This window comes from Streptomyces halobius (assembly GCF_023277745.1).
Taxonomy (GTDB): domain Bacteria; phylum Actinomycetota; class Actinomycetes; order Streptomycetales; family Streptomycetaceae; genus Streptomyces; species Streptomyces halobius.
In genome coordinates this window covers 3,214,521-3,229,414 of record NZ_CP086322.1, presented here as the reverse complement: position 1 = coordinate 3,229,414, position 14,894 = coordinate 3,214,521, and the positions used below count along the sequence as shown (strand labels likewise).

Sequence of the window (14,894 nt, the reverse complement as noted above, 5' to 3'; positions counted from 1 at the left end):
CTACGGCGGGAAGGCCGAAAACGAGGGAGGGCTGCACATGGAGTGGACTCGCCGGGGGTTTCTGACCGCCACGGGCGCGCTCGCCCTGGCGGCTGCCCGCCCCGCGTACGGGGCCGCCCCGGAGGACCCGTACGGGGCCCTCCGGGCCCGTTGGTGCACCCTCACGCTCGGCACCGGATTCGACCCCTCCGCGGCGCCATACGCCGCCACCCTCCGTGAGACGGGCGACCTGGCGGGCCGGTATCGGTCGGGCATGCGGCCGGAGGCCGCCGTGCTCTGGCCGGACTGTCCGTACGACCCGCCGGCCGGCATCACCCAGAGCTACAGCCGGCTGCACACCATGGCCCAGGCATACGCCCAGCCCGGTACCGGGCTCACCGGTGACCCCGGCCTCGTCTCCGACGTCATCAAGGGCCTCGACCATCTCGACACCACCGTCTACAACACCGACACCACCCGCTACGGCAACTGGTGGGAGTGGCAGATCGGCAGCCCCCAGCTTCTGCTGGACACCGTCGCGATCCTCGACGAGCGGGTGGCGGAGGGCGGGCTGACGGAGAGTCAGCGCGCCCGCTGTCTCGCCGCCGTCGACCACTTCGTGCCCGACTCGATGCTCGGCGACTACACCGGCACCAGCACCGGCGCCAACCGTGTCGACCTCTGCCGGGTCGTCGCGCTGCGCGGCATCCTCGGCCGCGCCCCGGGCAAGATCGCGCTGGCCCGGGACGCCCTCTCCCCGGTCTTCCCGTACGTCACCCGCGGCGACGGCCTCTACGCCGACGGCTCCTTCATCCAGCACACATGGGTCGCCTACTCCGGCACCTACGGCGCTGTCCTGCTGGACGGCCTGGGGCGGCTGTTCACCCTGCTCGGCCGATCGGACTGGGACGTCACCGATCCGGCCCGGCAGATCGTCTTCGACAGCGTCGAGCACGCCTATGCCCCGCTGCTCTACAACGGGCTGATGATGGACAGCGTCAACGGCCGTGCCATCAGCCGCGGTTACCTCCGCACCGACGAGCGGCGGGTGCTGCGCAGCGACCACTTCCACGGCCATGCGCTGCTCGCCGCCGTCGCCCTGCTCGCGCAGGCCGCGAGCGACGCCGAACGCACCCGCTGGCACGCCATGATCAAGGGCTGGACCGAGCGGGACCGTACACTGCCGGTACGCACCGACCGGCAGTACGCGGTGGCCGACCTGGCCCGCCTCAACGCCATCGCCGACAGCCCCGTGCCCGCCGCGCCCGAACCCGTCGGCCACCGCCTCTTCCCCGCCATGGACCGCGCCGTGCACCGCCGCCCCGGGTGGGCCGCCGGGCTGGCCATGGCGTCCGACCGCATCGCGTACTACGAGAACGGGAACGGCGAGAACCCGCGGGGCTGGCACACCGGCGCAGGCATGGTCTATTGGTGGGGCGCGGAGTTCGCCAACGACCAGTACACGGACGGGTTCTGGCCCACCGTCGACCCCTACCGGCTGCCCGGCACCACGGTGTCCACCAAGCGGCTCGCCGACAACGAAGGCGGCGGCTGGGGCGAGCCCAAACCGGCCGCGCGGTGGGTCGGCGGCACCACCGACGGTGAGTTCGCCGCGATCGGACAGGACGTCCGCGGCCTCGCCGCCACGCTCACCGCCAAGAAGTCCTGGTTCTGCCTCGCCGACACCGTCGTCTGCCTCGGCGCCGGCATCACCGCACGGGACGGCGTACCCGCCGAGACCATCGTCGACAACCGGGCGATGGGGGAGTCGGGCACCGCCGTCCTCACCGTCGACGGCGTACGACAGCCCGGCACCCTCGGCCGGACCGTCCGCTTCCGGCGCGCCCACTGGGCCCACCTCGAAGGGCACGGCGGCTGGGTCTTTCCCGGCGGCGCGCCGCTGAACGCGCTGCGCGAGGCCCGTACCGGCTCCTGGCACGACATCAACACCGGCTCGTCCCCGGAGCCGCTCACCCGCCGCTACCTCACCCTCTGGCACGACCACGGCACCGATCCCACCGACGCGGACCACGTGTACCTGCTGATGCCGGGTGCCACTCGGCGTACTCTCGCGGCCCGTGCCGCCGACCGGCACTGGCTGACGGTGCTCGCCAACGACGGCGGGCGGCAGGCCGTCGCCGTCGGCACGCTTGGCGTGACGGCCGCCAACTTCTGGCGGGCGGGCCGCGCGGGACCGCTCGGCAGCAGCGGCCCGGCGAGCGTCCTGGTCCGCGAGCGGCGGCACGGCCGGACGGCGCGGGTGTGCGTCGCCGCCCCCGAGCGCTCCGGACAGACGCTGGAGATCATCTGGTCCCGGCCGGTGTCCGCGGTGCTCGCCCACGACCCCGCCGTCGAGGTGCTGGCGACCGCCCCCGCGCTGCGGCTCCGCCTCACCCCCGGCACCGCCTGTGCCACCCACACCTGCACCGTCGCACTCGGCTGACCCGGCGATATCGGGCGGTTCGTTCCCCCGTTCGGCCCCGCCCGATGTATCGATCGCCACAACGCCACTCCGCCGCAGTTTGTACGGCCCTTACAGACGATGGACGGCCCGTCCACCCCGGCCGAGGCCCGGACGCAGGCCGCGTACAGGAAGGTTCTGTACTGCCTGCCCACGAAATCGCATCTGACGTTGTACGAAACCGACATCGGTGCCGGGGGCCTCGTCCACGTACCGTCGATACATGACCACTGTCGAAGATGTGCCCGCCGGCGCGAACGACGCCCGCGGGCGCGTCGCTGAGCTGAACGCCATCCGCGAGCAGGCCCGGCGAGGCCCCAGCGAGCGGGCCACCGAAGCTCAGCGTGCGAAGGGCAAGCTGACGGCCCGCGAGCGGATCGAGCTGCTGCTGGACGAGGGCTCGTTCAACGAGGTCGAGCCGCTGCGGCGGCACCGGGCGACGGGTTTCGGCCTGGAGGCCAAGAAGCCCTACACCGACGGCGTGATCACCGGCTGGGGCACCGTCCACGGCCGGACCGTCTTCGTCTACGCCCATGACTTCCGGATCTTCGGCGGCGCGCTGGGCGAGGCCCACGCCACCAAGATCCACAAGATCATGGACATGGCCATCCAGGCGGGTGCCCCCCTGGTGTCGCTGAACGACGGCGCCGGCGCCCGTATCCAGGAAGGCGTCTCGGCGCTGGCCGGCTACGGCGGCATCTTCCAGCGCAACACCAAGGCGAGCGGGGTCATCCCGCAGATCTCGGTCATGCTGGGCCCGTGCGCCGGTGGCGCCGCCTACTCGCCGGCTCTGACCGACTTCGTCTTCATGGTCCGCGAGACCTCGCAGATGTTCATCACCGGCCCGGACGTCGTCAAGGCCGTCACCGGCGAGGAGATCACCCAGAACGGCCTCGGCGGCGCAGATGTGCACGCCGAGACCTCCGGTGTGGCGCACTTCGTCTACGACGACGAGGCCACCTGCCTCGAAGAGGTCCGCTACCTGCTCTCCCTGCTGCCGGCCAACAACCGGGAGAACCCGCCCACGGTCGCCTGCGAGGACCCCGCCGACCGCTCCGGTGACGCCCTGCTCGACCTCGTCCCGGCCGACGGCAACCGCCCCTACGACATGCGCAAGGTCATCGAGGAGATCGTCGACGACGGCGAATACCTTGAGGTCCATGAGCGTTGGGCGACCAACATCATCTGCTCGCTGGCCCGCCTGGACGGCAAGGTGGTGGGCATCATCGCCAACCAGCCGCAGTCGCTGGCCGGTGTCCTGGACATCGAGGCGTCCGAGAAGGCCGCCCGCTTCGTCCAGATGTGTGACGCGTTCAACATCCCGATCATCACCTTCCTGGACGTCCCCGGCTTCCTGCCCGGCGTCGACCAGGAACACGGCGGCATCATCCGCCACGGCGCCAAGCTGCTCTACGCGTACTGCAACGCCACCGTCCCGCGCATCTCCCTCGTGCTGCGCAAGGCGTACGGCGGCGCGTACATCGTCATGGACTCCCAGTCCGTCGGCGCCGACCTCACCTACGCCTGGCCCACCAACGAGATCGCCGTGATGGGCGCCGAGGGCGCGGCCAACGTCGTCTTCCGCAGGCAGATCGCCGAGGCGGACGACCCCGAGGCCATGCGGGTGCGCATGGTCAAGGAGTACAAGTCCGAGCTGATGCACCCGTACTACGCCGCCGAGCGCGGCCTGGTCGACGACGTCATCGACCCGGCGGAGACCCGCCACACCCTCATCCGTTCCCTGGACATGCTCCGCACCAAGCACGCGGACCTGCCCGCCCGCAAGCACGGCAACCCGCCCCAGTAGCCGCATCCCGCACCCGCACCAGGTACTACGCCCACCGCGAAGACGGAGACAAGACACCGTGAACCCTGCCCTCCGCGACACCTCCATCCGTGTGGAGAAGGGCCAGGCCAGCGAGGAAGAGCTCGCCGCCCTGACCGCCGTCCTCCTGGCCCGCGCCGCCCACGGCCCGGCCGCCACCCCGGCCCGCCCGCGCACCACGGCCGCCCGGTGGCGGCGGTTGGAGCGGCAGCGGGGGTTTCGGGGGGCTACCAGCTGGCAGAGGTAGCGACTCCGGGTAGCCGGCATGGCGCCGGTTTTTCGCCGTTGCGCCTGCGGCGGGCCCGCGCCATTTTCGGCCGGTCCGCCGTGGCCGTTTCTCGCCGTTGCGCCTGCGGCCGTCCGCTGCGCTTTGCTCGGGCCCGGTTCGGCGCCCGTCGTTGTCGGCCGTGCGGCCGGTCGCCTGCGGCCGGCCTGAGCACCACGTTGTCGGCTTTCCCGCCGTGAGGGGTTCGCCTGCGGCGGGCGTGGGTTTTTCGGGTGCGGTGACGGGCCTCCGGTCCTGCGGCCCTCCTCCATGGCCTGAAGGGCATGGGAGGTACCCCCATCCTCCCGTCGGTGGGTGGAATGAGGCCGGTGGGGGCACATGTGGTCTGCCGGGTGCCAGTGATCGCGTCGACAAGGTGCACATGACCGGCTACGTGTACTCCCACCGGTCTTTTCCCCACCCCTTCGGGAGGTGCCGGTCCGCAGGACGGAGTCCGGAGGTCCGGCGCCGCTGCCGAGCAGCCCGCGCAGTGGACCACTGCCCGCCGCGTGGGGGTACCTCCCACGCCCTTCAGGCAGTGGGGGAGCCATGGCGGGACAGCCAAAAACGTCGGCACAGGCCCGCCGCAGCCGAACCCCCACGGCGGGACAGTCGACAACGTGGGGCGCAGGCAAAGCGCAGCGAACGGCGAAATCCCCCCACGGCGTGACGGCTGAAAACGGTGGGCAACCAAGTCGGCCAAGCCCAGCACAGCTGACAAGCCACGAGACCCGTGCTGGCATGCCCTCGTCATCCGCTCCTGGTTCCCGTGTCGCGGGGCTAGGAAGACCGGAAGGAAGAGCCCATGCTCAGCACTCTGGGTACTGGTGCCGCAGTGGCATCGTTGCTCCTCGCCGGATCGGCATCCCCCACCTCAGCGCCATTCGGTGAGGAACCGCCGGACGGAAAGATCACCATCACCGTCGCGACCGTCAACGGCTCGGGCTGCCGCCCCGGCAGCGCCGCGGTGGCCGTCGCGCCCGACAACACCGCGTTCACCGTCACGTACAGCGAATACCTCGCCCAGGCGGGCAAGGGCAGCAAGCCGACCGACTCCCGCAAGAACTGCCAGATAGCGCTCGACGTGCATGTCCCGCAGGGCTTCACGTACGCGATCGCGAGAGCCGACTACCGGGGTTATGCGTCCCTGGCCGCCGGCGCCAAGGCTCTGGAACAGGCGGGCTACTACTTCCAGGGCCAGCAGGAGACGACCCGTAGCAGCCACAAGTTCACCGGCCCCGCCGAGGGCAACTGGCAGACCTCGGACGAGACCGACATCGACTCGCTGGTGTACGCGCCGTGCGGCGAGGAGCGCTACTTCAACATCAACACCGAACTGCGTGTGGACGCGTCCGGCGCGGATCCGCAGACCACCAGCTTCATGGCCATGGACTCCACGGACGGCAGCATCAACACCCTGTACCACTTCTCCTGGAAGCAGTGCCCAGGACACCGAAGATGAGCTGACGGCAGCCCCAAGAGGCCCGCATGCGCGGCATGTTCGGCGTGTGCGGGCCCCGTCGTTGTGCCGTGTGCTCAGGCGCGTACCGCCTCTGGTTCGGACATCGGTGGCGCGGCCGGCGGAGCGGCCTGGGGCCCTCTGCCGGAGTTGAGGGACAGGCGTGGCGAAGGGGCTGGTGCGTGGGGGAGGGGTGTGGTGCGGTGTGGAGGCGGTGCCCGGACCGCGCCGGGGACCCGTGGGATCCAGCCGTTCGGCGTGGTGCGAGCAGCATGAGTCCTGAGAACTTCACATTCAAGATGTGATGCGAGGCTTCCTGGACGGCGATTCTCACGGGTTCGGCGGTCATCTCCTGCGCGAGGGGTGACAGATCTGTGATCTGGATGTTAAATCCAACAGGGACGAAACAGAGGAGTGAGCCCTGATGACCATCACCCCCGCCGGACTCGGACACCGCCCCGAGTCCTTCCGTGAGGACTGGCTGGAAGGACTGGCCGACGCCTATGCGCGTACCGTCCGACGGGTCCCGGGTGCCTATGGCGTCGTGGGCCGCCACGCACCGCGTCCCGGCAAGGTCGCGGTCGTCATCGGCGGCGGCTCCGGCCACTACCCGGCCTTCGCCGGGCTGGTCGGCCCCGGATTCGCCGACGCCGCCGCGATCGGCGATGTCTTCGCCAGCCCCAGCGCCGAGCAGGTCTACCGCACCGCACGCGCCGCGGACGGCGGCGCCGGAGTGCTGCTCACCTACGGGAACTACGCCGGCGATGTGATGCACTTCGGGCTCGCCGCCCGCCGTCTGGCCGCCGAGGGCGTCGAGACCCGTACGGTGCTGGTCACCGATGACGTCGCCAGCGGGCCGCCGCCGGTCGAGGGCCAGGAGATCGACCCGTCCCGCGACCGCCGTGGGGTGGCCGGAGACTTCTTCGTCTTCAAGGTGGCAGGCGCGGCCGCCGAGCGCGGTGACGACCTGGCGGGCGTGGCCCGGCTCGCGGCCCGCGCCAACGCCATGACCCGCACCTTCGGCGCCGCCTTCGCCGGGTGCACCCTCCCCGGCGCGGAGGGCCCGCTGTTCACCGTCGGCCCCGGCACCACCGAGCTGGGCATGGGCATCCATGGCGAGCCCGGCCTGCGCACCACCCGGAGCCTGACCGCCGCCGAGCTGGCCGATGAGCTGGTGGACAACCTGCTGAGCGAACTGCCGGAGGCCCCGGCCGGCGGCGACGGCCGGATCGCGGTCCTGCTCAACGGCCTGGGCCGCACCAAGTACGAGGAGCTGTTCGTGGTCTACCGGCAGGTCAACCGGCGCCTGCGGGCGGCCGGACTGCGTCCGCACCGGCCCGAGGTCGGCGAGTTCGTGACGTCCTTCGACATGGCCGGCGTCTCGCTGTCCCTGATGCTCCTCGACGACGAACTGGCCGAGCTCTACGACGCCCCGTGCGAGACCCCGGCCTTCCGCGGCGTGGCGGGGGAGCGGGCGGGGGCCGACGAACGTACGGATGAGGGCGAGGGCGAAGCCGCTGGCCGTAGGGATGCGGGGGAGTGGGAGGCCGCCGGCCGTACGCATGCCGCGCGAGGGGAGGTTCCGGCCGGTGTGCGTTCGGCCGGACGGGGCGACGGGGCCTCGGCCCCACGGGGCGATGCGTCCGGACCCCGAAGGGATGCGGCCTCCGGACCCCTAAGGGACGTGGTGTCCGGACCCCTAAGGGTCGGCATCCCTCCTGGTGGGGGTCTGCCCGTCACGGCGGCGCTTCAAGCGGCCCTCGATCTCGTCGCGGCCAACGAGGACGAGCTGGGGCGGCTGGACGCGGTGGCCGGGGACGGTGACCATGGCATCGGGATCGTCCGCGGTCTGCGCGCCGCCGTCGCCGCCGCCCGCGCCGCCGAGCCCGATCACCTCCGCCCCGCCGAGCCCGACCATATCGGCGACCCGTGCTCGGCGGGGATCGCCCTGCTCACCGCAGGACTCGCCCTCGCCGATGCCTCGGGCGGCGCATCCGGCGCCCTCTACGGGGCGCTGCTCACCGAGACCGGCGCCGTACTGAAGAAGGCCGGGACCGGCGCCTGCGACACGGCCCTGTTCGCGGACGCCGCGGAGGCCGCCCAGCGCGCCGTCAGCGAGCTCGGCGGCGCCGAAGTGGGGGAGAAGACGCTCCTGGACGCCCTCGACCCGTTCCGCCGCGAACTGCGCGCACGGGCGGGGGAGCCGCTCCCCAAGGCGTGGCGGGCGGCCGCCGAGGCCGCCACCCGGGCCGCCGCCGACACCGCGCACCTCACCCCGTCCCGCGGCCGTGCGGCCCGTATGGGAGCACTGGGGTACGGCCACCCGGACGCGGGGGCGGTCTCGCTCGCCCTGATCCTCACAGCCGTGGGCGAGGCCCTGGGCTGAGCGCCCGGGCCCCTTTCTGCACCTGAACCGGCGCCGCTCTCGCGGAGCTGGTAACTCGCCGTGGGGGTTGCGCAAGTGATGGTTGCTGTACAGAACGAAAGGCCCCGCCAGGCGTGCGGGGCCTTTCGTCACATGGCGCGACCGGGCACGGGAAGCACGCGTAACGTGCTACCGCAAACGCGCCATCAGCGCATGCTCCACAAGCGTGATCAGCGCGCTCTTGGCCTCGCTGCGGTGCCGTGCGTCGGTGGTGATGATCGGTGCGTCCGGCCCGATCTGGAGCGCCTCGCGCACCTCGTCAGGCGTGTACGGCTGGTGCCCGTCGAAGCCGTTGAGGGCGATGACGAACGGCAGGCCGCTGTTCTCGAAGTAGTCGACGGCCGGGAAGCAGTCGGCGAGCCGGCGGGTGTCGACGAGGACGACCGCCCCGATGGCACCCCGGACGAGGTCGTCCCACATGAACCAGAACCGGTCCTGACCGGGCGTACCGAAGAGGTAAAGGATCAGGTCCTGGTCCAGCGTGATCCGGCCGAAGTCCATCGCCACGGTCGTGGTCGTCTTGTCCGGCGCGTGCGTGAGGTCGTCGATCCCCGCCGAGGCGGAGGTCATCACGGCTTCGGTACGCAGCGGATTGATCTCTGAGACGGCCCCGACGAACGTGGTCTTGCCCACGCCGAAGCCGCCCGCCACCACGATCTTCGCGGAGGTGGTGGAGCGGGCTGCACCGCTAGAGCTTGCGAAGTCCACTGAGCACCCTTTCGAGCAGTGTCACATCTGGCTGTCCGCCGGCGGTCTCGTCCCCGCCGGGCTGATGGATGGCGACGAGTCCGGCCTCCGCCAGGTCGGCGACGAGGATCCGGGCGACGCCGAGGGGGATGGAGAGTAGCGCGGAGATCTCGGCAACTGACTTGATCTCGCGGCAGAGGTGGCAGATGCGCTGGTGCTCCGGCAGCTGCCCCTGCAGCTTGGCGGGGTCGGCGGTCGTGCTGACCAGCGCCTCGATGGCGAGCTGGTAGCGCGGCCTGGTCCGGCCTCCGGTCATGGCGTACGGACGCACAAGGGGGTTGTGCGTGCCTCCGGCGGGGGCGGAGGGCTCCGGCGCGCGCCGCTGCGGCTGCACCGGCTGGATGCGGGGCGCCTGCGGCTGCTCGTACACCGACGGGTCGTACGGCTGGGAGTCGTACGGTCGCGGCTGCTGGGGATGCTGTTGCTGCGGCTCGGGCCGCTGCCGGCGGCTCGGCGCAGACGGGAAGTTGAAGCGGTTGTTATGGGTCTCGCCCTGAGGCCCGGACCCATGGCCCGATCCATACGGGTATCCGCTTGGGGGCGTTGCCACGTCTCCTCCTCCAACTTGCCTGTCTGACGCCGGTCGCGCCATCGCACCCTATGGCGCGATAGCGAGAAACGCACTGCCTGTCTGCTAGTTGAGCAGGCTGCCCTGCAGTTCGGCGCGGAGATCGGGCGTCAGCACGGTGCCCGCGCGGTCGACCAGCAGGGCCATCTCGTAACCGACGAGGCCGATGTCGCACTCGGGGTGCGCGAGCACGGCCAGCGACGATCCGTCGGAGACGGACATGATGAAGAGGAAACCGCGCTCCATCTCCACCACGGTCTGGTTGACGCTCCCGCCCTCGAAGATGCGGGAGGCGCCGGCGGTCAGCGACGTCAGGCCGGAGGCCACCGCCGCCAACTGATCGGCTCTGTCCCGGGGGAATCCCTCGGACATGGCGAGGAGCAGCCCGTCCGCGGAGACCACGACCGTGTGGGACACCCCGGGGGTGTTGTCCACGAAGTTGGTGATCAACCAGTTCAGATTCTGCGCCGCCTGGCTCATCGGGCTCACACTAACGCTCCTGATCGTAGGTGCTGCCGGGGCCGAAGCCCTGCTGGTCATTCTGGGGAACCTCCGAGCGGTCCGTGCCGGCGCTGCGTCCTTGCTGCACACCGCGGCGCAAATTGCTCAGCCTGCCGCGGACGTCCTCCGGGGCACGGGAGACCTGGGGGCCGCCCATCGGGGTCGGCTCCGCGGCGCCTTCGACCAGGTTGGCCTTGGGCACGCGCCGAGGGAGGCCGGAGGCGGTGACGCCGCCCGCCTTGGGCTCGCGCAGCCGCTCCGCCCGCTCCCAGCGCTCGTCGTTGGAGCTGCGCCAGTCGGTGCCGTCCCGGCCGTTCTCCGGCGCGTTCCGCTGCTGCGGGGACGCGACCGGCTCCTCAGGCTGCCGCCACTGCTGGGCCTGCGGGGAGCCGCCTCCGCGGCGCGGAAGGCCGGCGTCGGTCCGCGAGTGGGAGTCGCCTGAGGAGGAGCCCGGACGCTCGAATGTTACGCGCTCGGACGCATCGGCGGGAGCGGCAGGTGTATTCCGGTCAGATTCCGCTTCGGTTCCGAAGTAGCCGCTGAATGCGGGCTGTTCGGACCAATCGTCCTGCCGGGCGGGCTCGGGGGAGACATATGGCTGCTGGCCGGTGGTCTCGGAGAAGCCCGGGGCGCCGAACGCCTGGCCGCTCGGGTCGCCGAAGGCCTGGCCGCTCGGGTCGCCGAACGCCTGGCCGCTCGGGTCGCCGAAGGCCTGGCCGCTCGGGTCGCCGAACGCCTGGCCGCCGAAGGACCGGTCCTCGTAGAGCGGTCGATCGGCTTCCGGATGAGCCGCATCGGGGTACCCCTGGAAACCGCCGTCGGACGGCGCCTCGTCGCGGAAGTGCGGCTGGCCGATCTGTTCGCCGGCCTGTGCCTCCAGCGCCGCACGACGCTCCTCACGGAGCAGCGAGCGGCCCACCGGGTCCAGCTCCGCGGCGTCCGCGGCCGGGACGTAGCGGGATTCGTCGAAGCCCAGCTCGGCGGCGGTCCGGTGGCCGCCCTCGTACGCCGGCTGACGGTGCTCGGGCACGATCCGGGAGACCGTGAAGTCGTCCTCGAACTGCTCCTCGCCGCCACCGCCGTGGGTGATCGCCTCGGGCAGCATGACCAGTGACGTGGTGCCGGCCTGCTCGCCCGAGGGGCGCAGCTGGACCCGGATCCCGTGCCGGTCGGCCAGCCGGCCGACCACGAACAGGCCCATGCGCTGGGAGATCGCGGCGTCCACGCTCGGCGGGTTGGCCAGCTTGTGGTTGATGTCCGCGAAGTCCTCGGGGGTCAGCCCGATGCCCTTGTCATGGATCTCGATCATGACCCGGCCGTCGGGCAGTCGGGTCGCGGCCACCCGCACCTTGGTCTGCGGGGAGGAGAACGTGGTGGCGTTCTCCAGCAGCTCGGACAGCAGGTGCACGAGGTCGGTCACGGCGGTGCCGTGGATCTCGCTCTCGGGGACGCCGCTGAGCTCTATTCGCTCGTAGGACTCGACCTCGGAGGTCGCCGCCCGCAGGACGTCGATCAGCGGCACCGGCTGGTTCCAGCGGCGGCCGGGCTCCTCGCCCGCGAGGATCAGGAGGTTCTCGCCGTTCCGCCGCATGCGGGTGGCGAGGTGGTCCATCTTGAAGAGGTTCTCCAGCTGGTCCGGATCCGCCTCGTTGTTCTCCAGCTCGGTGATCAGCGTCAGCTGGCGCTCAATCAGGCCCTGGTTGCGCTGCGAGAGGTTGGTGAAGATCGCGTTGACGTTGCCCCGCAGCAGCGCCTGCTCGGCGGCGAGCCGGACGGCCTCGCGGTGCACCTGGTCGAAGGCGCGGGCGACCTCGCCGATCTCGTCGGTGGTGGAGATCGGGATCGGCTGGACGCGGGTGTCGACCCGGCCCGGGTCGGTGCGCGAGAGCTGGTCGACCAGCATCGGCAGCCGCTGCTCGGCGATGTTGAACGCGGCGTTGCGCAGCTGGCGCATGTTGCGGCTCATCCGGCGGGCCATCATGCCGGCCACGAGGAAGGCGATGACCAGCGCCGCCACCGCGATCGAGGAGTCGATGAAGGTGGACCGCTTGGCGTCGGAGGAGATCTGCGCCGCCTCGTTCACCGCCTTGTCCGCCAGGTCCTTCTCGATGTTCCGGTACATGTTGAACTTGCCGGTGGCAGCGGCGAACCAGGTGTCGGGGGTGACGCCCTTGGCGGCGAGCGCCTCGGGGGACGCGCCGCTGGTGATGTAGCCGATCATGGTGGCGATGTCCGGCGGTGCGACGAACGGCCGTCCGGCGGCCTTCGCCTGGGCCTTCGCCTGGGCGATCTTCTGCTTCGCCGACTCCTTCAGCTTGGCGCCGTCCTCGTTCAGCCGCGCGACGTCGTCGGGCGTGCCGCCGGACTTGTACTCGCCGATGGCGATCCCCTCCAGGTAGGCGTACGAGGAGAAGGCGGTCAGCTGGCGCTTGTGCTCCTTGCCGCCCTGTGGGGACGCCGGGTCGATCAGGAGGTGGGTACCGATGGAGCGCTGCAGTGACTCGGCGGCCTGGGCCAGTGCGATGGCGTAGACGGTGCGGCCGTAGGAAGTGATGTTGCCGGTGCCCAGACCGAGTTCGTTGGCGAACTCCATCAGCGGGTGCTGGATCTCGACATAGCCCTCTTCGGTCTGCACCTCGGGCAGCTTCGCGGTGAAGGCGTCCTCGCGCAGCTGGGTCAGCTTGGGCTCGCTCTTCTCGAACGTGGCGAGACGGCGCTTGAGGCCCGGCTTGTCCGGCATGGCCTTGACGGCCTCGTGAAAGGAGTCCGCGGCGTCGTCGGTGGCGCGGCGCGCCTCGTCCACGACCGGGTCGTCCTTCTGGCCCTTGAGCAGCGGCGCCGTGGTGCGGTCACGCTCGTCGATGAGGGCGTTGCTGTAGGTGAGCGCGGCGCGGACGAGCTTCGCGGTGTTCTCCGCGTCCTGCGCTTCGCGCCAGGTGTCGACCGAGCTGTTCACCCGCAGGCCGCCGAAGACGAGGGCGAGGAGCACGGGGATCAGCAGAATGGCGTTCAGGCGGGTGGTCACCCGCCAGTTCCCCGGGGCGAACTTTCCGCCGCTCGCCGGAGGCTTCGCGACCGTGTTCTCGGACGCGTCGGAAGCGGGTGCGGCCGTACCTCGCGACGGCGGCGTGAAGTTGCCCCGCCGTGGTTCCGGCGGCTCGGGGCTCGACTTGCTTCGCCTCACTGGACCAACAACCTCTCGGCGCCGGCACGGTAATTGCTGTGCCGTTTCTTCTGGGCGTTTCTACTCCGGAGTTCAGCGAATTTCAGCACGTCAGGGCGGTGCCTTCCAAACACCGGACAAAGTCGGAGCAGGTGCCGAATCGACCGAGATAAAAGGGGCGTTAAGGGACGAGTGGCAGCAAAAGGAAGGAGAAACGTGAGCACAGCGGAGCCGTGTGAACGCGAGGGGTGTCGACGGGCGACTGATTCACTGTCGAAACGTTATGAACGCTCTTGTGGGCGTGTCGAAGGACACAGATCCCCGCGTCGGTGGAGGGAACCTTTTCAAGGCGGCCGAAATCGTCCTGTGGAAACGGCTTTCCGCTGCGGACAAGAGGCGCCCGGCCCGCGCCACCGCGGAGCGGGCCGTCGGTGCCCGCTACCCCAGCCGCGCCATCAGCGCGTGCTCGACGAGCGTGATCAGCGCGCTCTTGGCCTCGCCGCGCTGCCGTGCGTCGGTGGTGATGATCGGCGTACCGGGCCCGATCTGGAGCGCCTCCCGAACCTCCTCCGGCCGGTAGGGCTGGTGTCCGTCGAAGCTGTTGAGGGCGATGACGAACGGCAGGCCGCTGTTCTCGAAGTAGTCGACGGCCGGGAAACAGTCGGCGAGCCGGCGGGTGTCGACGAGGACGACCGCGCCGATCGCCCCGCGCACGAGGTCGTCCCACATGAACCAGAACCGGTCCTGGCCCGGCGTACCGAAGAGGTAAAGGATCAGGTCCTGGTCCAGCGTGATCCGGCCGAAGTCCATCGCCACGGTCGTCGTGGTCTTGCCCGCGACATGGCTCAGATCGTCGATCCCCGCCGAGGCGGAGGTCATCACGGCCTCCGTCTGCAGCGGATTGATCTCCGAGACCGCGCCGACGAACGTGGTCTTGCCCACGCCGAAGCCGCCCGCCACCACGATCTTCGCGGAGGTCATGGCACGGGCCGTGCCGCCGCCGACCTCGTCAGATCTTGCGAAGCCCACTGAGCACCCTCTCCAGCAAGGTCACATCCGGCGTGCCACCGGCCTCGCCGCTGCCACCGGGCTGGTGGATCGCCACCATCCCGGCCTCCGCCAGGTCCGCGACCAGGATCCGCGCCACGCCGAGCGGGATCTGCAGCAGCGCCGAGACCTCCGCCACCGACTTCACCTCACGGCACAGGTGGCAGATCCGCTGATGCTCGGGCAGCAGCCCCGGCAGCTGGGAGGGGTCGGCGGTCGTGCTGACCAGCGCCTCGATGGCCAGCTGGTAGCGCGGCCTGGTCCGGCCTCCGGTCATGGCGTACGGGCGCACCAACGGCTGGTCACCTTCGTCCCCGTACGGCGCTTGGCTGTAGGCGCCGTACGGGCCGGGAGTGGCAGGTGGCGGGGTCATGGATCCTCCGGACGGGACAACTGACGTGTCGTCGGGTTGGGCCGGTGGGGGGTGCGGCGGGATGGACGGATGACTACGGGA

General features: G+C 70.8%; 11 protein-coding genes. 5 read left to right on the top strand and 6 right to left on the bottom strand.

The features are described from left to right. The first annotated feature begins 37 nt into the window (after positions 1–37). From K9S39_RS14745 to K9S39_RS14725, 5 genes are all read left to right on the top strand, one after another. On the top strand, positions 38–2,422 hold the full coding sequence (locus tag K9S39_RS14745; protein WP_248863793.1) for a polysaccharide lyase 8 family protein: 2,385 nt from the start codon (positions 38–40) through the stop codon (positions 2,420–2,422). Positions 2,423–2,663: 241 nt separating this feature from the next. Then, complete coding sequence (locus K9S39_RS14740) at positions 2,664–4,247, top strand: acyl-CoA carboxylase subunit beta (protein ID WP_248863792.1); 1,584 nt, start codon at positions 2,664–2,666, stop codon at positions 4,245–4,247. A gap of 58 nt (positions 4,248–4,305) precedes the next feature. Further along, complete coding sequence (locus tag K9S39_RS14735) at positions 4,306–4,512, top strand: acyl-CoA carboxylase epsilon subunit (RefSeq protein ID WP_248863791.1); 207 nt, start codon at positions 4,306–4,308, stop codon at positions 4,510–4,512. Between the two features lie 823 nt (positions 4,513–5,335). Continuing rightward, positions 5,336–5,992, top strand: a complete 657-nt coding sequence (locus tag K9S39_RS14730; protein WP_248863790.1) for a DUF4360 domain-containing protein — start codon at positions 5,336–5,338, stop codon at positions 5,990–5,992. 421 nt (positions 5,993–6,413) lie between these two features. Continuing rightward, the gene (locus K9S39_RS14725) at positions 6,414–8,375 is read left to right on the top strand and encodes a dihydroxyacetone kinase family protein (protein WP_248863789.1); all 1,962 of its coding nucleotides are present in this window, start codon (positions 6,414–6,416) and stop codon (positions 8,373–8,375) included. Positions 8,376–8,543: 168 nt separating this feature from the next. On the opposite strand, the gene K9S39_RS14720 is transcribed toward K9S39_RS14725, so the two are convergent. The 6 genes from K9S39_RS14720 to K9S39_RS14695 form a co-directional block, all read right to left on the bottom strand. Next, on the bottom strand, positions 8,544–9,122 hold the full coding sequence (locus K9S39_RS14720) for a GTP-binding protein (RefSeq protein ID WP_073447656.1): 579 nt from the start codon (positions 9,120–9,122) through the stop codon (positions 8,544–8,546). Next, a complete protein-coding gene (locus K9S39_RS14715; RefSeq protein ID WP_248863788.1) occupies positions 9,103–9,711 on the bottom strand; it encodes a DUF742 domain-containing protein in 609 nt (202 codons plus the stop codon). Before K9S39_RS14715 ends, K9S39_RS14720 begins: the two co-directional genes overlap by 20 nt. A gap of 84 nt (positions 9,712–9,795) precedes the next feature. After that, positions 9,796–10,209: a roadblock/LC7 domain-containing protein gene (locus tag K9S39_RS14710; RefSeq protein ID WP_136742879.1), complete on the bottom strand. Its 414-nt coding sequence runs from the start codon at positions 10,207–10,209 to the stop codon at positions 9,796–9,798. A gap of 10 nt (positions 10,210–10,219) precedes the next feature. Continuing rightward, positions 10,220–13,414: a nitrate- and nitrite sensing domain-containing protein gene (locus tag K9S39_RS14705; protein ID WP_248863787.1), complete on the bottom strand. Its 3,195-nt coding sequence runs from the start codon at positions 13,412–13,414 to the stop codon at positions 10,220–10,222. 417 nt (positions 13,415–13,831) lie between these two features. Beyond that, positions 13,832–14,374, bottom strand: a complete 543-nt coding sequence (locus K9S39_RS14700; RefSeq protein WP_248863786.1) for a GTP-binding protein — start codon at positions 14,372–14,374, stop codon at positions 13,832–13,834. Between the two features lie 28 nt (positions 14,375–14,402). After that, a complete protein-coding gene (locus K9S39_RS14695; RefSeq protein WP_248863785.1) occupies positions 14,403–14,813 on the bottom strand; it encodes a DUF742 domain-containing protein in 411 nt (136 codons plus the stop codon). Between the last annotated feature and the right edge of the window lie 81 nt (positions 14,814–14,894).